Genomic DNA, 23,645 nt, shown 5'->3' on the forward strand with positions numbered 1-23,645 from the left:
CGCTTTGATTTTTCTTTCACGGCTTTTAAGGGATTAGATAATATAAAAAAAGAGTTTGTTGTTCTATATATAAGCGTAGAAAGTAATTAATACACAATTGCTGTTTTAATGAATGGTTGATGTAAATAAAACATATATAAAATTAGAAATCCCATCCCATACGCAGATAGTAATGACCGCCGTTAAATCCAGCAGGGGTGTTTAATGGATATATGGCACCTAAAAATCCAGAAGTACGGCCTTGACTGTACTCCTTTGGAAAAACATCAAAGACATTTTTTGCACCTAAAGCAACAACTAAATTATCTGTAATATCATAGGAGAACTCTAGGTCAGTAATAATCAGAGGGCTAACTTTTTCAATGAGAGATACGTCATTAAATTGTGCGTTGTAAAAACTACCATAGTAATTAATACGAACCATTGCACTAATATTTTCTTGAGAAAAAGAGTAAGTTAATACCGAGCGCGTTTTCGGTATTCCTTCCTCTCGCTCTCTAAGCACATTAATATCTGTAATAGGACTTTTAGGGTTGGTTACCTCTAGTTGTGTGTCTGTAAAATTAAAGGCTAATGATAAATAATCATTTTCTCCAATAAGTTTAAATGGTAAACTTACAACTAAATCAACACCTTGAGTCGTTGAATTAAAATCATTAGTATAGTATTGAATATTGGTTACATTCGAATTAATTTCAGAGGCAGCTAATAATGGTGCGTCACTTGCCACTATCTCACTGGAGAATAATGATAGCCGATCATCCACTTCAATATAAAAATAATCTAAAGTAATATTAAGTGGCCCTATCTCTGATAGAACGCCAAAACTAAAGCTTGATGCCGTTTCTGGTTCAAGTTCTCCTCCAGAGCGAGCGGTAGCAATAGGGCTTAAAGCACTGACCAATTGTGATCTTTGCTGTACAACTCTACCATTTACAATTGAGTTTGAGGTTGATATCCGCTGCAGCGTAGATTGTGCCACTGTAGGAGCTCGAAATCCTGAACTAATTGTCGAACGTAATGCAATTTCATCAGTTACTTGTAACCGAGCTGAAAGCTTTCCATCAAAACTATTACCTATTGCGCCTATATCCTCATATCGTATTGCAAGTGATATTGAGAATTTATCAGTGATGTCGGTTTCCATATCTAAATATACGGCGTTCGATTTACGGTCATTCTTGCCAGCTGTATCGGGAGAAAATCCTGGAAACCCATTCGAGCCTATTGCTTCACCATTGCTAGAAAAAGTACCTATTTCATAAGATGCGCTATCTCCCGCAACGACTTCAAATTGTTCGAAATGATTTTGAAAACCAAAGGCTATATTCAACTCCGATTCAAAACCAACGTCAACGGGATAGGTAAAATCTGTATTAAATATCCGTTCAGTTTGAATTTGTGAGCCCAATTCGAAGATACTAGGTGAGTTTTCACCTAATGATGCATTTACGCTATTACGTAAGCCGTAATCAATATAATTTCTACCGATTGCCAGACTGATATCATAGGTTAATTCAGCACTATTGTTATCTATCGAGCCTCGAAAGCCACCAACTATACTGCTATCATTTATTTTTCCGCTAAACCTTGGCGTAAATCCACCAGGAAAACGTTCATTAAAAGCAAAGCAATTAACATTGCTAAAAACGGATGCTAAAGCTTCAGCATCTCCTGTACTTCCTGGAACTGTAGGCGCAGGACAGTTACCTGAATTATTATGAGTCATGTCAAAAAATAGGCGAGTACCATCATTGGGGTTGGTAAATATACCTGCACGTGTATTTGGGTGGCGATAAAAAAAACTACCATCAACAGTGCGTTGTGCCCAGTTACCAAAAAGATAAAGCTGTTTATAATCACTATTATCGGCAATATCCATTTCAATATTACCCACTAGCTTTATATTGTTAGTAATTTCAGGAGCACCCCATATAACAACAGGGTCTTGAATATCATTTTTATTAATACCACTAGCAATTAAGCTCTGAACTGCAGGATCTTGTATCCCGCGAGATGTGGCATCACTTTCTGAAAATTCAAATGAAAAGTTGGCCGTTCCACTTTTAGAAAAGTGTGTGCCTAGCATACCTGACAGTTCAAACTTAGTGCCATCGCCTTGATAGTATTGACCTGTTCGCATTTCAATACGGTTAACATCTGCACTGTTTTCTAAACGAAAATTAATAACACCGGCGATGGCGTCAGAGCCATATTGAGCGGCAGCGCCATCTCTTAAAACCTCTACACTTTTAAGTGCAATACTCGGAATAGGTTCTAAATCTACGCCATGGGCACCAACATTTAATCCTGATATATATTCATAAATAACACCACTGCGGTGACGGCGTTTACCATTCACTAATATTAATATACTGTCGGTGGGCAAGCCTCTAAGATTAGCCGGCCTTACCAAAGTACCAGCATCACTTATTGCTTCCTGCGTTGAGTTATATGAGGGAATAACACTTGATAGCGTAGAAATAATATCGCTATTACTGCGCGTTTTTAAATCTTGCTTATTAATTATATCTAAAGGCGCTAATGCATCTCTAGGTGAGCGATTTGTTCGGCGAGAACCTATAATTTGAATTCGTTCTGCTTCAATTTCATTATGTGAATTTTTTGATTTTAATTCAGCTGTATTTTGAAAGGTAATTGACGGTACATTAACATTTAGGTTCAAAATATCGTTAAATTGTCGATTTAATTCAATTTTCAACAGTAACTTGGTGTTAAAGTGCTCTGAGTAACTGTCGTAATCGGTCAATGTTGAAGATACTGCAATTACACGTTTTTCGGTGGCAATAGCATTAATCGGGGTATTTAAAAGAATTTTTGCTAAGGCATCGGGAAGTGAATAAGTGCCAAATAGCGGATTGGTTTGTACGATAATAGAATCACCAAATGGATATAAAAGTGAATATCCAGATATATCTGCCAATTGGTCTAAAGCTTCAGCAGCATTCATAGCAGGTAACTTAAACTCGTAATATTCAGCGGCTTGACATACGAAAGTATTACCTGACAACAGCAAGCTAAATACAATATAGCATGAACTGTATTTGTGCTTTTTATACTTTATTAACCGACTGAATATTTTATACATATCTTATTGTCTGATAGTTTTTCTTAAAATAACGATCTTAATGAGCATTTTCCGATCATTACTGGGTTTGGATTTATAAATGTTCCTTGTTATTACTGGTGATTATTGAGATCAGTAACTGCAATTGCTTCTTTAAATAGTATAGTAACAATATGTTAGCTACTGATATTGTCATAGTAGTATCATAAAAGTCTATTGAACAATGCTAATAGTTTTAATTAGTTGTATTAATGTTACCGCGCTTTCATTATTTTATAATGTGTGAGGTAAGTCATTGGAGGGGTGGCTTTGCTTTATATCCTTCATCCGTTAAAAATTTTATGAGATATTTATATTTTTTAAATAAAAAATCCCAGCAAAAGCTGGGATTTATATTTGAATATAACGCTTATAGTTTAGAAGTTATATGTTGCTTTTACGTAGTAGAAACCACCATTAAAGCCAAATGGAGATGTTTCATAGTACTTACCACCAAGCAGGTTATTTGGTGTATCAGGTCCAAAATCTAATTCTTCAGCATCTTGGTCTAGTAGGTTTTGTGCACCAATACTTACTTTAAAGTCTTCCATTACATGGTAGCTAACTTCAACATCAATTGTTACCGCAGCATCTGCGTCTTTACTTAACCCGCTAGAATCAGCATGAACACCTTGGTATTCGCCATAGTAGTTTGCACGCGTAAACATACTAACGTCATCCCAGCTTTGTGACCACGTTAAGGTTGCACGATGGTTAGGTAAATCATTTTCTAAACGAGATACTTTAAAGTCACCGGTTACGGCAGAGAATTTATCAACAGTGGTTTCATTCCAGTTATAAGCTAAACCGAATGTAGTATCACCGTTTAGTAATGAAGTAGAGTAGTTAGCAACAAAATCGATACCTTGAGTTGTAGTATCAAAATCATTTGTAAAGAAACTTACCTGTTGAATTGAGTCTACGTTTGGTACTCCATCAGCTTTTAATTTTACTTTATCAGCAGGCGATAAATTAACTTTAGCAGACTGTGAAACACGGTCAGTAACTTCAATGTTGTAGTAATCAAGTGTGAAATGCACACCCTCTATTTCCCAAACTGCACCCAATGAAAGACTCTCTGACTCTTCAGGTGATAATTCGGTTGCACCTAATTGAACGGCTACAGGGTTAGACGCTGCTAATAACGCAGAATCAACTAAGATGCCATCATCAAGAGAAGTTTGTACATTTGAGTAGTTAGCTTGACCAACGGTTGGTGCACGGAAGCCTGAACTTACAGAGCCACGTAATGAAAAGTCATCTGTCACATTATATTGTGCTGTTACTTTATAATTAGTGGTGTTACCAAAAGTACTGTAATCTTCAAATCGTAACGCGTAACCCATTAAGAAGTCTTCAGTGTATTGTGCTTCAACATCAAGATAAAGCGCATAGTTTTGACGAGAAAACGAACCAGCTGATGATGGTTTAAAACCCGGAAAACCATTAGAACCAATACTAAAGCCTTGGTCTGTATATGGACCTGCAGTAAACGATTCAGTATCACCTGCGGTAACTTCAAACGTTTCTTGATGGTATTCATAACCACCCGCAATAATTAATGGTAAGTCCAATCCAACTTCAAGTTCTTTAACTAAATCGATATTAAAGAATTTCTCAAGTTGAACATGGTTACCTGGATTAAAATCACGTGGTGTTTCTGGACCTAATGATGCATTTAACGTGTTGTAGATAACATAGCTTGATTCGTTACGACCTACAGAGCCACTGACGTCATATGACAACGTATCATCAATTTGACCACGAGTACCCATTGTTATTGAAGTATCAACAATGTTGCCACCAAAGTTAGGTGTAAATCCGCCTGGTGCCAGTTCGTTGAATGAAAAACAATTATCGTTGTTGGCTACGTTAGCAATATAGTCAGGTTGAGTTAACACGTTACCTGTAGTGACATTCACAGGCTGACATGTTCTTTCAGCGCCACCCGCTTGCGCAAGATCGCCAATCAGTAATGTAGCACCATCGTCGTTCGAATAAACGCCACCACGGTTATGAGGATTACGATAATAGAAACCACCACGAACATCACGTTCAGAGAAGTTACCAAACATATAAATTTCACGGTCGTTACCAATATCTAAACCGAAATTACCAAAAATAGTGATGTCATCATTAACTTCTGGAGAACCCCAAACTTGTGCTAGTGGTTCAACATTTGTGTTGCCTGCATCAATAAATCCTTGAGCGTCAGGACGTTGTTCACTTCGGCTAGTAGCATCGGCATTTTTATATTGAAAACTTAGGTTAGCAAAACCATCATCAGTCAGTGCCATACCAATATTACCAGACACTTCGGTAGTATCGCCGTCACCTTCATAATATGAACCATGACGCACAGTTAAAGACCCACCGTCGGCATCATCTTTTAAAACAAAGTTCATTACACCCGCAATAGCATCTGAGCCATATTGTGCTGCAGCACCGTCACGTAATACTTCAACTTGCTTAAGCGCAGAAGTAGGAATGACTGAAATATCTGGACCTTGTGCACCATCATTAATACCACCACCTAACAAGGCGATAACAGAAGCACGGTGACGGCGTTTGCCGTTTACAAGTATTAACGTACTGTCAGAAGAAAGACCACGGAGGTTAGCAGGTTTAACTAAGCTGGCGGCATCTGAAATTGGGTTACTTTGCACGTTAAATGAAGGCACAGTACCTTTTAACAATTCAAGCATATCGGTGTTACCCGATCTTTCTAGCTCTTCAGAGCCAATTAAATCAATAGGTACTGGCGAATCGTCTACTGAGCGAGGTGCACCACGAGAGCCTACGACAGCGATGCGTTCAATTTGTTCTTTTTTTACTTTGCTTACATCGTTTTCTGCAGCAAATGATGGTGCAGAAACCAAAGCAATATTTACCGCTAAAGCTAAAGTACCTAATTTAAATGTTGATGACATGATATTACCTTCCCAATATTTTTATAGTTTTATAGTTATCTATCTCGGCTGCTTTTTGATTAAATATTTTGCAACTTACACTAAAGAGTTAGATTGTTTATAAAACCGTAAAGAAAATTTGTTTTTTCTTAAATTAATTTTTGAAAAGGTATATTTCATGCTTTCTTACCGCTTTATTGTTAATTTTTATTTTCAATAACATAGGTAATAACAGGGCTGATAACGAGGGTTTCAGAAGGGGGCGAGGTTTTATCATTCATCTTCAATAATAAAACCTCAAGACATAACTAAAATCAATTCTTTGGTATCTAGCGTTAATTTTTGTAAAGTTAATTTTGTAAATTAAGCCATTATATTTTTTTAGTGAGTAATACTTTATTTTCACCAAGGCGCTCAGACTTCATATTAAATGAAAGTTCTATTGCTTCTATTAATGCTTCACTGTCTTTAAGATCAAAGCGCCCACTGATTAGAGTTTTGTGCAGAGCAGGGTCGTTTAACACTATCTCAATTTCTACATAGCGATTAATTTCTTCAATAACATCAGATAATTTTTCATTAACAAAAATTAATTTTCCATTAAGCCATGAAAGTTCTCGATCCATATTCTCTGCTTTAAAGTGCGTAAGCGTAGGTGATTGATCGTTAGTTACGACGACTTTTTCACCTTTAGTAATATAAACATCATCTTTATGAATCGTTTCATCATTCAAGTCGTTAATATCAGTTAACGTTGTATTGAGTGCCACTTTTGACATTTTAACTTTGCCGTCAGTAACCGTAACTTGAATATCTTCGGATTGTAAATGTACAACAAACTTTGTGCCGATAGCTTGTACCAGGCGATCACCAGCATAAACAATAAATGGGCGGTTAGGATCATGTGCAACTTCAAATAAAGCCTCACCTTTGACTAATTTAATAATGCGTTTATTGTCACTAAACTCAGTTTCAATGTGTGTATTGGTATTTAAATGTATAATGGAACCGTCATCAAATGTTGCATCCATTTGCTGACCAATTAAGGTAGCATATGAACTTTTTTGTACGTCATTAGGCATTCCTACCCAAAGCAAAAGCGCTATAAAACTTATACTTGCTGCCAACATAACTGGCTTAACAATTGGTTGTAATATCGGCCATATAGAAAGCTTTACTGATGAATCTTTATTATCAATAATCATCAGTATCTCATCCATATCATCCCAGACATCGGCCATAGCTTTTAATGCTACTGGGTGTCTTTTATCTGCTGATAACCAAGTCTTCAACTCTTTTCTTGATTGATCAGATAAATTGCCATTGTCTAGTCTAACTAACCAAATAGACGCTTCGTCATCAATCGTATTTAAGGTACGAAGTGGAATTACTTTATTATTATTCATTTTGTTTGCTCTTCGCTTGATTGATTCAGGTGTACCGGCAGTTTGAGATCATCAACTTCATATCCTTGAGCACAAAGTGACTGTTTGCATTGTTTTAACCCTTGGGCAATGTACTTTTCAATAGAACTTACTGATACATCCATTTTCTTTGCTATTTCCTTATGACTTAAACAATAGAGCTTTCTTAATAGTATTGCGCGGCGATGTTTTTCTGGTAATGAACTTAATACTTTATTAAAACGCTCAAATTTTAGCTTTTGATATAAGTCTTTTTCAACCGTATTCTCGTCGTCATCTTCTGTTAGTGCATCATCTAATTCTGTATGTATTTCTTTTGATTGTTGCATTAACTTTTTCAGCACTAAGTTTCTTGAAACAACAAATAAATATCCTTTAGGGGATTTAATTTCTTGTTTAGCGTCAGAGTCTAAAACTCTAATAAAGGTTTCCTGTAAAATATCATCCACATCTTGCTGTTCTACACTCATCTTCATTATAGAGCGCACTAAACCATCCCTACACGACTGGAAAGCTGTTAAAACCCTATTATTTGATTGCTTGTTTGTTAGCATTTAATGTTTCCGTTAATACGCGCTTTAACTAAAGAGTCGGTTCGCCGTGTAATCCATAAAAATTTTAGAGAAAAGATAAGATAACATCATTTTCGTCACAACTCGTATGAATTATAACCGTATTAATTTGCTTTACTTATCTTTTTTACTAATTGAATTAATGGATTTAATTGATACTAAACACCATTAAGTTAAATGATTTCTCTGATGATAAATAATGTTTATGAATTTCTTAATAAAAAGTTATGGATTAACGCTTTAACAAACTCTTTAACGGTATCGGAGAATTAATTTACTCGCACAATCAACAAAAAATATAATGGTGGAAATTATTTTGGAATTTGAAACTCTTTTTTCTTTAGGTCTTTATTTTACTGCAATGCTCGGTATTGGTTTATATGCGTATCGTAAGTCAACCAGTGATGTGGCAGGTTATATGCTTGGCGGTAGGAGCTTAAGTCCTAGTGTTGCAGCACTTTCTGCTGGGGCATCTGATATGAGTGGTTGGATGTTAATGGGCTTACCTGGCGCTATGTATATTTCCGGTGTGAGTAGTTTATGGATTGCTATTGGCTTAGTCGTTGGTGCCTTTTTAAATTACCTTATTGTTGCTCCTCGTCTTAGAACTTATACCGAGGTGGCCAATGACTCTATAACCTTACCTGATTTTTTTGAAAATAGATTTAATGATAAATCACGTATGTTAAGAGTAGTTTCATCGGTTGTTATTGTGGTGTTTTTCACACTTTATACTTCAAGCGGTATTGTTGCTGGAGGCAAACTATTTGAAAGTTCTTTCGGTATAAATTATGAAGTAGGCTTGTATGTTACTGCGGGTGTCGTTGTTGCGTATACGCTCTTTGGTGGTTTTTTAGCGGTGAGCTTAACCGATTTCGTTCAAGGTTGTATTATGTTTGTAGCATTAGTATTAGTGCCTATAGTCGCTATTGGTGAAGTGGGTGGCATATCAGAACTTCATACCAGTATTAGTGCCATAAACCCTGCATTATTAGATGTTTTTAGTGGTGTTAGCTTAATCGGTATTATTTCTGCGCTGGCTTGGGGGCTAGGTTATTTTGGTCAACCGCATATTATTGTACGTTTTATGGCGATACGTAGCATTAAAGACATACCAGCAGCTCGTCGAATAGGAATGAGTTGGATGATCGTTTCTATTATTGGCGCAATGGCAACAGGCTTTGCTGGTATTGCATATGTTGCTAAAACAGGATTACAACTTGATGATGCTGAGACTATTTTTATTGTTTTATCTCAAATATTATTTAGTCCATTAATTGCAGGCTTTTTATTAGCCGCAATATTAGCGGCCATTATGAGTACTATTTCTTCTCAGCTATTGGTTACATCAAGCTCATTAACTGAAGATTTTTACAAAACATTTTTGCATCGAGACGCTAGTGAGAAGCAACAAGTGCTAGTAGGACGAATCGCAGTATTTTTAGTTGCTTTGGTGGCAATTTATCTAGCTTACGATCGCAACTCATCTATTTTATCATTAGTCAGTAATGCTTGGGCAGGTTTTGGGGCTGCTTTTGGTCCTGTCGTTATTGGTAGTTTATTTTGGAAAGAAATGACGAGAAATGCCGCTTTAGCCGGCATGATAACAGGGGCGTTAACGGTATTGTTGTGGATTTACGTACCTATCACTATTAATGGTCAATCATTAAGTTCAGTCATGTATGAATTAGTACCAGGCTTTATTCTATGTTCAAGCGTTATCTATATAGTCACTAAAATGGCCCCACAAGATGATGCAAAGGTTTTAGCCAAACATGATGAAATGTTAACGCATCATGTTTAATTTTAAGACTTACTGAATTTTTTTTTAAAACATTACAACCCCTAACAGATCTAACCACTAAGTTTGACCTGTTAGGGTAATAGTACAATAAATCCAATTATACTTAATAATATTTTGAGGAAAAGCATATGCTTTTTAATGGTTCGTTTGTCTCAGATTGCCCAACTCGTCAAAAAATTCGTGAATTCTACCGTATTGATGAGAATACAGCGGTAGATCATATTTTACCCCTTGCTGAAGTGAACGTCAGCGCCCGAAGTCGTGCTTGGGAAAGAGCGCGTAAAATGGTGTTAAAAATTCGCAATGACCAGTCAGGTAACGGTGCGATAGACGCCTTGCTAAACGAATATTCACTCTCAAGTGAAGAAGGCGTGGTCTTGATGTGCTTGGCCGAAGCTTTGCTGCGTGTGCCAGACAAGCATACCCAAGATGTACTTATTCGTGACAAAATTTCTCAAGGTCAGTGGAGCACGCATTTAGGCAGCAGCGAATCACTGTTTGTTAATGCTTCATCGTGGGGCTTGTTAATTACCGGCGCTATGGTGAATTATGCCGATAAACGCAAACAAGACAGCTTTGGTTTATTGAAAAAAACTATCGGTCGTTTAGGCGAGCCGGTTATTCGTAAATCTATGAACTATGCCATGAAAATTATGGGCAAGCAGTTCGTGATGGGCGAAACCATTGTAGCGGCAACAGAACGTGCAGCGGATAAAGAGCAAAAGGGTTATGTTTACTCTTATGACATGCTCGGTGAAGGCGCGCGCACCATGGACGACGCTAACCGTTATTTAAAAGCGTATCAAGATGCAATAGAGACCATTGGTAAAGTCGCACGGGCTTCAGGTAAAAACGACCCACGCCGCGTGCCGGGTATTTCGGTGAAGCTTTCTGCTATTCACCCGCGTTATGAGTTTACTCACCAAGCACGCGTGATGGCTGAAATTGTGCCAAAACTTAAAGCACTTTGCTTGCAAGCCAAAAGCTATAACATTGGTTTAACGGTTGATGCCGAAGAGTCTGAACGTTTAGATATATCGCTTGATATTATTGAAGCGGTATTTAGTGATGGCGACTTAGCCGGTTGGGATGGTTTTGGTATCGCCTTACAAGCGTATCAAAAACGCGCTATTTTTGTGGTCGATTGGTTACGTGAATTAACCTTACGTGTGAACCGTAAAATGATGGTGCGTTTAGTTAAAGGCGCTTATTGGGATACCGAAATCAAAAATGCTCAAAAAGATGGCCTTCAGCATTTCCCTGTTTTCACCCGTAAGTCTTCTACCGACGTGTCTTATCACGCCTGTGCGAATAAATTATTAGAATACAGAGATTCTATCTACCCACAGTTTGCCACCCATAATGCCTACACAGCCGCAACGATTGTTGAATTAGCCGGTGATGATAAAGAAGGTTTCGAATTCCAATGTCTACACGGTATGGGCGATTCGTTGTACGACCAAATTGTGTCATTGGAAAGTATACAATGTCGTATTTACGCGCCAGTGGGTCATCATGAAGACTTATTAGCGTATTTGGTACGTCGTTTATTAGAAAATGGCGCAAACTCTTCTTTTGTTAACGCTATCGTTGATGAGTCGCAGCCGGTTGAGTCTTTATTAGAAGATCCGGTTGAAAAAACTCAACGTTTAAAAGATAAATATAACCAGCAAATCATCAAGCCTATTGCCTTATATCATGATAAAAAAGGCTTAGGCCGTGATAACTCTAAAGGCTTAGACTTAACGGATATTAATGTTATTACCCCGTTAAAAGTTTCATTAGATAATTGGTTTGAAGCAAACGAAATCAAGAGTAACGACTTACCTGCGGGTGCTGTCGCTGTGATGAACCCAGCAAATCACAAAGAGATTATTGGCTTTCATCATCACCATAGTAAAGATGACATGCTCGCGATGATAGAGACGGCGCAAACCGCCTTTACTTCATGGTCACAAACCCCGGTAGCTGAGCGCGCCGCGTTGTTGTGTCGTGTTGCTGATATTCTGGAACGTCATACTGACGAGCTAATCGCTTTATGTATTAAAGAAGCCGGTAAAATTGCCCAAGACGGTATTGATGAAGTGCGTGAAGCGGTTGATTTTTGTCGTTACTACGCCGAGCAAGCACTTGAAATTGCGGCCGACGAACGCGTAGAAGCGCGTGGTGTTGTGCTGTGTATCAGCCCATGGAACTTCCCTTTAGCGATATTCTTAGGTCAAGTTGCCGCGGCTATTGCCACCGGTAATACCGTATTGGCTAAACCTGCTGAGCAAACCAGCTTAATTGCGCTGCGCACCATTGAATTAATGAAATATGTCGGCTTACCAGAGGGCGTAGTACAAGCGGTGATTGCTCGTGGTAGCGAAGTCGGTAGCGTTATTATTCCTGATGCGCGCATTCAAACTGTGATGTTTACGGGTTCGACTGAAACGGGCACCATTATTTCGCAAACTTTAGCAGACAGAGGTGGCGACCAAGTACCTCTTATTGCTGAAACGGGCGGCCAAAACTGTATGATAGTGGATTCGACCGCCTTGCCAGAGCAAGTGGTTGACGATGTGATTTCTTCAGGTTTTCAATCAGCCGGTCAACGCTGCTCTGCGCTTCGTGTTTTATTCTTACAAGAAGATATCGCGGATGATGTTATTACTATGCTCAAAGGCGCTTTAGCAGAGTTACATGTCGGTAACCCAGAATACTTAAGCACCGACATTGGTCCGGTAATTGACCAAAAAGCACTGTCTGCTCTTAATGCTCACAGTGATTACATGAAAGACCATGGCAAGCTGTTGTACCAATGCCCTATTGGCGATGAAATTACCAACAACATTGCTGCAAACGAACATTTCTTTTTTGCGCCACGTCTTTATGAAATTGACGACATTAGTGTATTAAAGAAAGAGGTTTTTGGTCCATGTGTGCATGTTGTTCGCTTTAAAGGCAATGACATAGAGTCTGTTGTTGATAAAATTAATGGCACAGGTTTTGGCTTAACTATGGGTATTCATACGCGTATTGAACACCGTGCGTTCGAGCTCGCTAAATTGTCTCGTGCAGGTAACGTATATATTAACCGCAACATGATTGGTGCCATTGTTGGCGTGCAACCTTTTGGTGGTCGAGGCCTTTCAGGTACTGGGCCAAAAGCCGGTGGGCCAAATTATTTATCCCGTTTAGTGATAGAAAAAGCCACACCTGATGCTGAGCAATTTAACTTATTGCCTTCACAAGTAGAAGCGCTAGACGGTGATGCAAAATCAGATGCAGAATCAGTATTGTTTATGGATAAAGCCAATGCGGCTGAAAAAGCATGGCGTTTAACCGAACTTAACAACCGTATTTCTTGTGTTCGTCAACTGTTAGCAAAAATTGCCCATGTTGATATTGTTGAAGATTTAGCCGACGATTTAAACCGCACCTTAAAATCAGCGCGTGCACAATTAATCAATATTGAAAAACGCATGAAAAAGCCAACATTCTTACCTGGGCCAACGGGTGAGTCTAATATTTTGTATTTGGAAAACCGCGGCAATATTATCTGTTTTGCGGATAAAAATGTGAGCTTTCACTTCTGGGTACTTTCTATTGTAACGGCTTTAGCGACGGGTAATACCGTGATAAGTGTTGTATCAGACTTGTACTATGATGAAGCCATCGCCTTTAGAGATAAGTTTCTTTCAACCGGCGCCGATGCAGGGGTATTTCAAGTGGCCCGCTTACGTCACTTATCAACCATGTTATCGCACCCTGCATTAGCGGGTGTGGTTGTTGATAGTAACTGTGATCGTAAACATTATATCAGTGAAAAATTAGCGGAACGTCAAGGTGCAATATTGCCAGTGATCAGTTCTGAATATTTTGATAATTTGATCCAACGTTTATTAACTGAAAAAACCGTCAGTATTGATACAACCGCTTCAGGTGGTAACACGTCATTAATGACTTTAGTTGAAGAAGATTAACGTTTTATTTAATAGTAGATAAAGCCAAAGGGAGCATCTTAAGATGCTCTCTTTTTAAAATATTTTGACATTATTGCTTAATTAAAACAGGGGATTTGTAAACCTCCCAATCATGCTGTTGGGCTTCTTATACCACTTGAACGCACTTTCCTTTCAATGTATATCTTCCTCGTGTGACTATGTATTCATTATTATCAGCAGTGGTATTTTTAGTTAAGTATTTAGGGTAGCGCTAAATAGGAGGGGGCGTTATATAAGACATTTAATTCACATGAGTCTTTGTTTTATTTGCTCTTTAATTTTCAAACCTTATTTTATAATGTATTTTAACTATCTAATGTAGTCATAAAATTTAGTCATTAGTTCAAACTATTAGTTGATGTAATCATAAAGCTGCTGATAGAAAAAGATGCTCAACTAATTTCTTAAGTCATTCCTCAAGTATTACCTACCTGCTAAATTTGCATTTCAACGTTTACCATATAAGCTTATATTTATTACTTTATAAGTCTGAAATATGACTTTCAGTTAATAAATATATTTGTAAACCTCAACGATTGGCTGAAATAATTGAATGTTTTCATAGAAGGGAAACTTATGAAAAAAACTAACAATCACTTAAACCTGCCTAGTGCAAAGCGATATAACTTGTTTGTACTTATGTCAACCTTGTGGATATCTACTACTCATTACAGTTATGCTCAGCAAATTACTGAACCGCAGGTATCAGACAAAACAAAGTATCAACTTGAATTAGAACGACAACATAAAATACTCATTAAACAAGGAGAAGAAATTGAAAATTTAAAACGTTTGATTCAAAATCAAAATAAAAATGCTAAAAAAGATCAAAAAAATACCAATACTGCCCGTCAACCATCAAAAAATAAAGTTACCAAGAAAAATAACAAAGCCAATCCCAAAGTCGTTAATCAGCCTGTAGGCAAAGCTCCACCTAAAACCTCAACACGTATTGATGTATCTGCCATACCTAAATTAAGTACTAATATTAGCGGTGTGCTTACAAAGGCAGGTACTTTAATAGTAGAGCCAAGAATAGGCTATTCGTATACAGATACTAACCGTGTATTTCTAGATGCGTATTCTTTTCTTCCTGCATTAGTGGTGGGTTTAATCGACCTTAGAGAAATAAAACGCCATACCGTTATTGGTAGTCTTGGTACTCGATATGGTTTGACTGACCGATGGGAAGTCGACCTCAAACTTTCTTATGTTGGCCGTAATGATAGTCAGCGCTCTCGTCCGGTAAGTGTCGGCGTTAGTGAAGATGAAATATTTACAGCAAGTGGTAGTGATATAGGTGATATAGAGCTGTCAACACGTTACCAACTTAATTCTGGGATAGATGGCGGAGCAATTTATGTTTTTAATCTAGTTGCTACGGTGCCTACCGGTACAAGTCCATTCGATGTTGATTATGTTGAATCAACGCCTGGCGCTGTTTTTCCTACAGAGTTACCAACAGGTTCAGGATACTTCAGTGTTCAACCTAGCTTAACTGCTATTTATCCAACAGATCCAGGCGTACTTTTTGGGAATATAAGCTATGGTAATAATTTAGGCACAGATGAAGATGTAGGCCGAGTCAATCCAGGGGATAGTATAGGATTAAGCTTTGGCTTAGGATTGTCGTTAAATGAACGCACTTCTATGAGCTTAAGTTACTCACATAAACATGTATTAAAATCTAAAATTGATGACGTTAAAATTGATGGTAGTGAACTTGATATTGGGCAATTGGTTATTGGTTTTTCATTCAATTATTCTCAACAAACCAATATTAACTTATCACTCAATATTGGTGTTACAGATGATGCACCCGATGTTAGATTAAACTTCAGGGTTCCGATGGTGTTTTAAATCTTTAATACCTTTTATATAAATAAGTTAACATTAACCTAGTGGCTTGTGGCTATAGGCAATGAGTGCATATTGAGTGCAAATTATAAAATTGATTATTATTGGGCGTTAAATTGATATTATTTAAGTTCTTAATATCAATGTTGATGTTATTGATGGTTTGTAGTGTTTGGTTGTCAAGATCATTTTGAATAATTGACTGGAATAGGGAACTAGATAACCCGGGTACATTCAATTTTCCATTTTGCACTATATTACGACTATTTGGTGTTTTAAAATAAGAACTTGCGATTTCTTCACCATTTTGAAATATGCGTTTTTCAAAACTGATATTAACAATTACACCATTAGGTAATATAAACCCACCACGCGAATAAGCTAATTGAGAGTCTGATACTTTAGACCATTTGTCTGAGTCTACAGTTTGCACATAAATTCCATCGCCAGTTACATCGACGCTACTTGCCGCTGAAACTTTACCTGGAATCATAATGACGGTAAATGTCACTATTATGAGAAGGGTTTTTAAAAGCAAGACTGAAGTCATATTCATGTATATTTCCTTTAATGAAAATCAAAAATCAATTGCTGAAGGTTGAAGCATATTAAATAATGCTAAACTAGAATGATCTACAGCATGTACCAAATGGCTCTTTACTCTGAGTCTCCATTCAGCTTGAGATTGGTAATGATTAGATGCAATATCCTTTTTGTCCTGAATAACAAACAAAATTCTATTATTCCACACTTCTTCAAATTTTGATCTGCTATAAACTTTAATGCCAACAGCAGGGTCACCAATTAACACTTCGTTTTCATCAATGCCTTTAATAATAACAAAGTGCATATAACCTTTATTATTAATAATAGTTATGGCCGGAATTTCAGCTTTTGCAAGCTGGTTTAAACTAATTTTAAACCCATTAGAGTTATAACCTCTACGTGATAAATAATGTTTCATATCTAATAATGAAAAGCCATTCTGTTGTATTTTGGGTTGATCACCATTGCTATACATGTCTTTAAAAACCATGAGTTCATCTACAACATCATCATAATGAAAAGACAATAAACTTGCTAAAGTGGCAGAGCCACAACTAAAGTCGTACTGTTGCTTATATATCGTTTTGAAGCGTAACTCCGTTATACTTGAGACATTTATTGAAAAATCGCCGCCACTGAAACCACCACCCAAATTAACGGTGCCAGCCTGTGCGGGAGGCATTAGTAGTATTAGCGACAAAATTACAGTAATTATGCTACGCATCATGTTTACCTTTAATCTGGAGATATTGTAATAGTAATGATAGTCGAGTCTTGAATGATGACATTATTCCCCGTATTTTGGATGATTGAAAATATACCGCTTGCGTCATTAAATGAGCCTTGATCTATGATGTTATAACCTGTGACACTGTTGCTAGCATCATTGTTGGTAAGAACGGCTCCTAAGTCGGCATGGCTAGTAACATCGACGACTCCACCAAGGCCGCGTATTTGATCCAATTCTTCAAGCATTACAGGTGCAACATCAAGAATCACAACATCTACAACAACATCTTCGGCAGAGGTTTTGTTACTTATTATCATTAACAAGCTAAACAATAATAATAGATGAATACTTTGATATAGGTTTTTCATAGCACTTATCCTTATAGAAAGTTGCTGACAATATTGTCAGCAACTTTTTAACATAACGTCATATAAACCTAAATGATGTCCACATCATTATTGATTTACATTAACATTCCCTTGTAGTGATATTTGTTGTTGCGTTAAAGCATTAGCACCAAGGTTTTGCACATTTTGGTTAATACCAGCACTACCATTAAAGGTATTTGTCATATTGTTACTAGTTGCTATTGTAGAAGCACCATCGAAGTTATATGCCAAGGTATTCTCAGTTACTGTTCCCATTAATATAGATTCATTAACACTATAGGTTGTAGTAGCGGTACCGCCATTATTTGCTGAAGATGTTCCCCATCCATCAGCCCATGCTGAACTGTTATCGCTATTGTCACTATTGTCACTATTGTCACTGTTATCAACATTGGCAGTACTGCCATTATTGGCTGAAGCTGAGTGATCACTTGCATCAGCAAAACTGTTGTCACTGTTATCTGAGTTATCACTATTATCACTGTTATCTACATTAACAGTACTACCATTAGTGGCTACAGCAGACCCCATACCACTGGCATTAGCCATGCTATTGTCAGAGTTATCCGAATTATCCGAATTATCCGAGTTGTCACTATTATCACTGTGATCTAGATTAACCGTACTACCATTGGTGGCAATGGCAGACCCCATACCACTGGCATTCGCCATGCTATTATCCGAGTTATCAGTATTGTCAGAATTATCACTGTTATCAGAATTATCACTGTTATCAGAGTTGTTGCTGTTATCTGAGTTATTGGTGTTATCTGAATTATCCGAATTGTCGGAGTTATCGCTATTATCTGAGTTGTTACTGTTATCAGAATTATTACTGTTATCGTCGTTATCAGCAGTGCTGTTATCGGAGTTATTGCTGTTGTCGTCGTTATCAGCGGTACTGTTATCGGAGTTATTGCTGTTGTCCGAATTGTTACTGTTGTCGTCGTTGTCAGCTGTACTGTTGTCGGAATTGTTGCTGTTATCCGAGTTATTAGTATTATCTGAGTTATCCGAACTATCAGAATTATCACTGTTATCAGAATTGTTGCTGTTGTCGTCGTTGTCAGCGGTACTGTTATCGGAGTTATTGCTGTTGTCCGAATTGTTGCTGTTGTCGTCGTTGTCAGCAGTGCTGTTATCCGAGTTATTGGTATTATCTGAGTTATCCGAACTATCAGAATTATCGCTGTTGTCGGAATTGTTACTGTTATCAGAGTTGTTACTGTTGTCGTCGTTATCAGCGGTGCTGTTGTCGGAGTTGTTACTGTTGTCGTCGTTGTCCGCGGTGCTGTTATCGGAATTGTTGCTGTTATCCGAATTATTAGTATTATCTGAGTTATCCGAACTATCAGAATTATCACTGTTATCAGAGTTATTGCTGTTATCGTCGTTGTCCGCAGTGCTGTTATCTGAATTATTGGTATTATCAGAGTTATCACTGTTATCGGAGTTATTACTGTTGTCGTCGTTATCAGCGGTACTATTGTCTGAGTTGTTGCTGTTGTCGTCGTTGTCAGCGGTACTATTATCTGAGTTGTTGGTGTTATCTGAGTTATCCGAATTATCCGAATTATCACTGTTATCAGAGTTGTTGCTGTTGTCATCGTTGTCAGCAGCACTGTTATCCGAGTTATTGGTGTTATCAGAATTATCACTGTTGTCAGAATTGTTGCTGTTGTCATCGTTATCAGCAGTGCTGTTATCTGAGTTATTAGTGTTATCAGAATTATCACTGTTGTCAGAATTGTTGCTGTTGTCGTCGTTGTCAGCAGCACTGTTATCTGAGTTATTAGTGTTATCAGAATTATCACTGTTATCTGAGTTGTTATTACCAGAGTTCTCGGTAGTTGCAGTAGAAGTTTCATTTGCAGCTGCTGAGCCATTGTCCACATTATTATCCATTGCTAAAGTGGCTGTCGAACTCAGTATTAGGGCAATACTGACTGCTAGTATGTTTTTGTTAAAATATTTCATATTGTATACTCCACTAAAAATTATTTAGTAACTATTAATCTAATTAAAACACCTAAGCCTTTAATTTATATAAGAAGAATAGATACACCTTTAACGTCCATATAAAGCGTGTATGCATGTATAAAAAGCGTTAACCGACATTTGCGTTAACATATATCTGAATGCAGCTGCTTTGTATTCACAATGAATAGTAGTAGATGCCCAACTTAAAATTCCATTAAAAGCACATCAAAAAAGACTTAAAAAGGCTTAATAAATGATCTCAACACCTGATTTTTTAAATGATGATATAAAATGGAACAGCCGTTAGGAGTTAAGGCAGCAGTTAAGGCAGAAGAGTTGGTTGTGTTTGTGGCTGTTTTTACTGTCAGCTTTTTTTACACTTTATACTTGCATTGTTAATGGTGATATTAAGTGGGTAAATTAAGCTATTGTATTAATGTTAAAAATTATTTTAGGTATAGGTATTGCTTAATTTTTAAGTGCAATAGCTTTAAGTGCAATAACTATGAATTATGCTTTCCTGTGAACTCTCTATGACGATGATGTCAGTTAATATTATCAAAGGATTTGAATATGACATGTTTCCAGCCTAAAAATAGTTTGCTCATAATTTCAAATGATAGTTTTATTATTGGCTTATTAACGGGCTACTGTGTTGCTAATCATTTTACTCTCAATTGTATCTCTAGCGCTAAGCCTCTGCTTAATAACGGTGATAATCCAAACTTTAAACTCATTATTTTTGATCTGCGTGATCTAACGTCTTCTGTAATGGAAGAACATTTGGAATCATTAAGAAAGATCCATAATAAATATTCTACTCCTATTTGTGCCATACATAATCTGAATAGAATGCCTTTGTACCGTATGTTATCTTGGATAAGTTATTATAAAGACAAAACTTTTATTGAAAGACTAGATGATTATATTAATAAGTATATGAACGATTTTACGCATTTTTTTGATGAAAGAAGGAATTATAATCGTCGATTAGGCGCTGGTCGTCGTAAATTATTAGGTACCATTAATGCTTATTCATCAAAACCACTTAATGGCACCGCTAGCTTACCTAATTTAGATTCAGTTCTCGAATCGTTAGGCCCTTTTGAAATAGACAAAGATTGTCAAAACATTTATTTAAATGGAAAAAACTTAGATCTAACAGCTAAGGAGTTTAAACTTTTTAAGCTGCTTTCTGAAGATCCTGAACGCGTATGCACAAACGAAAAGCTGATCACTCACTTATGGCCGGATAGAAAACGTGCAAACAAATCGGATCTTTATCAATACATGCATTTATTGAGAAAGAAGGTTGAACTTGACCCAAGTAATCCCTGTTGGATCATAACGATTAAAGGCGTTGGTTATAAATTTCATATCTAAATGTTTCGCCTACCGTTTATTTCACTTTAATATACTCGATATAATAATCTTTTTTACTTCTGAAATATTAAGTTTGTAATTCTGGACGAAAGATATAGCTCATTAATAATGGGCTAGCTCTGTTTATTTAGATAAAGTCATTACATCAAACGCCTAATTTTATTGGATTAAAATATCCTAGCGCTATATCTTTATATCATCTGAAAATTGTAATATTCACTGTCAGAAAATATTAATTATCTAGTTCAGTTATATTATCAACCGTATTTTATAAAAAGATAAAGTACGGTTGATAAAACCAACGGTGATAAGTAGGACAAAAACTTGAGTAGAGCTTAAAAAGCCTTTAACGCTACTCAAAGTCAACATAACCTAAATAGTACGTTTATAATAATATATAACTTTATGTTTATTTAACGTAAATGGTGATTGAAAATGTGTATATCTACTTTTACTCGCAAGTAAAGTGCTCACAAGGAAAATAAGAAATGGTAGCAGCAAAACCCCGTAAGATGATAATAGGCATAATTTGTCTTTTGCTTATCTTGGTGCTTCTTTATGCGCTAAGCGATGCTTACACCCCCAGTTCTTCTAGAGGAATAGTGTCAGCGAATGTCGTTGAGCTTTCACCACGTGTGAGCGGTGAAGTAACCCAGATTCATGTTATTGACGATGCGATTGTAGACGCAGGCACAGCGCTTTTTACTATTGATGTATACCCTTATGAATTAGCTGTACGTCAAGCCGAAGCCAACTTAGATATGGCATTGCAAAACGTTGATGCCTCAAGCGCATCGATAGTTGCCGCTCAGTCAACGGTCACACAAGCACTCGTTAATCGTGATAACTTACGCGCGGAATCACAGCGTATTCAAAGGCTAGAAGAAAGAGGATTAGTTGCTAAAGCCCAAGCTGACAATGCCAGAGCAGGTGTTGCTGACGCTGAAGCTAAGCTAGCCACTGCAAAGGCTAATTTACAAGGGGCTAAAGCGGCTTTAGGTCCGGTAGGAAAAGATAACCCTAATGTTGCCGTTGCCTCTGCGGCATTAGCCCGAGCGCAATATGATTTACTGTCGACCACAGTTAAAGCACCGCATAAAGGTGTGGTGACCAATGTGAAACTATCACAAGGTCAGTTTATTGGTGCGGGTAGCCCGGTATTGACTTATATTGATGCTGACGCCGCTTGGATAACGGTAGATTTGCGCGAAAACCAATTAAGGTTCGTCGATAAAGGTGATGAGGTGGACGTTTTGTTTGATGCGGTACCAGGGCATATATTTAAAGCAAAAGTTGCGAGCATTGCATGGGGTATAAGTGTTGGCCGGGCAAGTAAAGATGGTTTAATCGTCAACCAAGCAGAAAGCCGATGGTTTGAACCTGCTAGGCGTATTCCTGTGAAAGTAGAATTAATTGATGGTATGAAATCATGGCCAAATACAGTAAGAGTAGGGGGTAAGGTTCATGCAGTAATTTATGCTAAGGGAAGTAACAACCCTTTGAGCTGGATAGCGATGCTATTTCAGCGTGTGCGTTCACTAGGTTCATATCTCTACTAGGAGATAATATATGTATGTAACGCCAGCACCATCAACACATGATGATCCACTCTATGCTATAAGACTTGCGGTGACAGGGGTTTTAGCCTTATTAGCCGTCGTGATATTAAACCCTGCATTACCGCCTATCATTGCCGCATTACCTATAGGTTTAGTGGCTGGTCAGCGTAAAGCTTTCAATCTTACTAAAGCAATAGCGGGTCCGATCACCATTATTGTACTTGTGACTCTGATGTGTGAATTAATCGAATTTCTGCGCCCATTACCCTTGGTCTATGTATTGAGTATGTGGTTAATTTATTTGGCGAGTTTTCTTACCATTTTAAAAAGTGGTGCCCCAGCGGGTATGCTCATTATTGTCATAACTGTATTGATGTCGGTTATGGGCATGCACGGCAATGCGAGTCTAGAAGCCACTAGAGACGGATTTATTCAAGCTTCGCTAGTATCTTTGGTGATTGCACTCATCGTATATACACTTTTCCCTGCTCGTACAACTGAAAAACATGTAGACACCCCTGTGCCGACCGAAGGTAATATTTTGGTCGGTGCGTTTATTCGTGCAAGCGTATTACTTATGCTGAGCTTTTGGTTGTACTCAGTGATGACAAGATCGGACATTATGCTAGCGATTATTGCGGCTATGGTTATAGTTTTTCCTACTAGGCAGGCCGTTTTTTTTGAGGCTAAACAACGCATTCGAGCTACTTTTTATGGTGGTGGCATTGCATTAGCTATACTTATAGTTTTTACTTTTTCACCACATTTACCCATTTTACTACTGCTAATTTTTATGGGCGGATTTTGGTTGGGTAACAAAATGCTAGAAAGCACAAGACCAAGTATGGTATATCAGTATGCTTTTTCAGTAGCACTGGCGTTAATTGCTGGTGCGATAACGACTCAAGACCCAACCTATGCGACTTTCACGCGTGTGGTACTGACTGTAATTGGTGCCTTATTAGCGGCGGGGCTTGTCGCACTTTTAGACGCAGCAACTCATTGGTCAAAAACTTCAGACTCGTCGAGTATAGTAATAGAGACAAATTAACTTATTAGGAAGTAGATGTTAAAAACTGATAATTTAAGACTGAAGTGATGGCTGTAATCATTTTTTGTATAAAGGGAAATATGTTAAGTTCACTGTAACTCCTCTCACTAAATTGATTTCTAGCTGCCTCAAAACGCCAGTGAACAATCAAACATTATTATTTCTCAGCTAATGGTTCATCGCATTGTTTACCTGATTTTTTTAACTTACTTGCAGGTGTCGATAATTGGCTACAATGCTGAGTCATTATTCCCACATGTCGACTCACTATTGGTCAAACCTATGGCCAACACGCAACACATACAGTTGTTTAACAAAAAGTGAAGGA

At 37.4% G+C, this 23,645-nt stretch carries 14 protein-coding genes; 6 read left to right on the top strand and 8 right to left on the bottom strand.

Annotated features, from left to right (window positions below; translation table 11 throughout):
- Window positions 1-142: 142 nt before the first annotated feature.
- From A3Q33_RS16900 to A3Q33_RS16915, 4 genes are all read right to left on the bottom strand, one after another.
- The gene (locus A3Q33_RS16900; protein ID WP_196797984.1) at window positions 143-2,971 is read right to left on the bottom strand and encodes a TonB-dependent receptor plug domain-containing protein; all 2,829 of its coding nucleotides are present in this window, start codon (window positions 2,969-2,971) and stop codon (window positions 143-145) included.
- A 533-nt stretch (window positions 2,972-3,504) separates the two neighbouring features.
- The gene (locus A3Q33_RS16905) at window positions 3,505-6,057 is read right to left on the bottom strand and encodes a TonB-dependent receptor plug domain-containing protein (RefSeq protein WP_081180965.1); all 2,553 of its coding nucleotides are present in this window, start codon (window positions 6,055-6,057) and stop codon (window positions 3,505-3,507) included.
- 350 nt (window positions 6,058-6,407) lie between these two features.
- A complete protein-coding gene (locus tag A3Q33_RS16910) occupies window positions 6,408-7,442 on the bottom strand; it encodes a FecR family protein (protein WP_081180966.1) in 1,035 nt (344 codons plus the stop codon).
- Window positions 7,439-7,936: an RNA polymerase sigma factor gene (locus A3Q33_RS16915; protein WP_196797985.1), complete on the bottom strand. Its 498-nt coding sequence runs from the start codon at window positions 7,934-7,936 to the stop codon at window positions 7,439-7,441. The genes A3Q33_RS16910 and A3Q33_RS16915 overlap by 4 nt, the downstream gene beginning before the upstream one ends.
- 397 nt (window positions 7,937-8,333) lie before the next feature.
- Here A3Q33_RS16915 and putP point away from each other — a divergent pair, with 397 nt between their 5' ends.
- From putP to A3Q33_RS16930, 3 genes are all read left to right on the top strand, one after another.
- Entirely contained in the window at window positions 8,334-9,836 is a 1,503-nt protein-coding gene (gene putP / locus A3Q33_RS16920; protein WP_155866798.1) for a sodium/proline symporter PutP, read from the top strand.
- Window positions 9,837-9,964: 128 nt separating this feature from the next.
- On the top strand, window positions 9,965-13,801 hold the full coding sequence (gene putA, locus A3Q33_RS16925; protein ID WP_081180968.1) for a bifunctional proline dehydrogenase/L-glutamate gamma-semialdehyde dehydrogenase PutA: 3,837 nt from the start codon (window positions 9,965-9,967) through the stop codon (window positions 13,799-13,801).
- Between the two features lie 597 nt (window positions 13,802-14,398).
- The gene (locus tag A3Q33_RS16930; RefSeq protein ID WP_081180969.1) at window positions 14,399-15,682 is read left to right on the top strand and encodes a transporter family protein; all 1,284 of its coding nucleotides are present in this window, start codon (window positions 14,399-14,401) and stop codon (window positions 15,680-15,682) included.
- A 52-nt stretch (window positions 15,683-15,734) separates the two neighbouring features.
- Here the strand turns inward: A3Q33_RS16930 and A3Q33_RS16935 are convergent, their stop codons facing one another.
- From A3Q33_RS16935 to A3Q33_RS16950, 4 genes are all read right to left on the bottom strand, one after another.
- Window positions 15,735-16,235 (bottom strand): hypothetical protein, encoded by a 501-nt coding sequence (locus A3Q33_RS16935; RefSeq protein ID WP_081180970.1) that lies wholly within the window; start codon window positions 16,233-16,235, stop codon window positions 15,735-15,737.
- 21 nt (window positions 16,236-16,256) lie between these two features.
- The gene (locus A3Q33_RS16940) at window positions 16,257-16,949 is read right to left on the bottom strand and encodes a C39 family peptidase (RefSeq protein ID WP_081180971.1); all 693 of its coding nucleotides are present in this window, start codon (window positions 16,947-16,949) and stop codon (window positions 16,257-16,259) included.
- An 11-nt stretch (window positions 16,950-16,960) separates the two neighbouring features.
- Complete coding sequence (locus A3Q33_RS16945; RefSeq protein ID WP_081180972.1) at window positions 16,961-17,323, bottom strand: hypothetical protein; 363 nt, start codon at window positions 17,321-17,323, stop codon at window positions 16,961-16,963.
- An 87-nt stretch (window positions 17,324-17,410) separates the two neighbouring features.
- Window positions 17,411-19,321 carry a dentin sialophosphoprotein gene (locus A3Q33_RS16950; protein ID WP_081180973.1) on the bottom strand — a complete coding sequence of 637 codons (1,911 nt, stop codon included), beginning with the start codon at window positions 19,319-19,321 and terminating at the stop codon, window positions 17,411-17,413.
- 576 nt (window positions 19,322-19,897) lie between these two features.
- Here A3Q33_RS16950 and A3Q33_RS16955 point away from each other — a divergent pair.
- The 3 genes from A3Q33_RS16955 to A3Q33_RS16965 all read left to right on the top strand — a co-directional run bounded on the left by A3Q33_RS16955 (window position 19,898) and on the right by A3Q33_RS16965 (window position 23,317).
- Complete coding sequence (locus A3Q33_RS16955; protein WP_081180974.1) at window positions 19,898-20,707, top strand: winged helix-turn-helix domain-containing protein; 810 nt, start codon at window positions 19,898-19,900, stop codon at window positions 20,705-20,707.
- 488 nt (window positions 20,708-21,195) lie between these two features.
- A complete protein-coding gene (locus A3Q33_RS16960; protein WP_081180975.1) occupies window positions 21,196-22,266 on the top strand; it encodes an HlyD family secretion protein in 1,071 nt (356 codons plus the stop codon).
- A gap of 10 nt (window positions 22,267-22,276) precedes the next feature.
- Entirely contained in the window at window positions 22,277-23,317 is a 1,041-nt protein-coding gene (locus A3Q33_RS16965; protein WP_081180976.1) for an FUSC family protein, read from the top strand.
- The last annotated feature ends 328 nt before the right edge of the window (window positions 23,318-23,645 follow it).

It is taken from the genome of Colwellia sp. PAMC 21821, from assembly GCF_002077175.1.
GTDB lineage: Bacteria > Pseudomonadota > Gammaproteobacteria > Enterobacterales > Alteromonadaceae > Cognaticolwellia.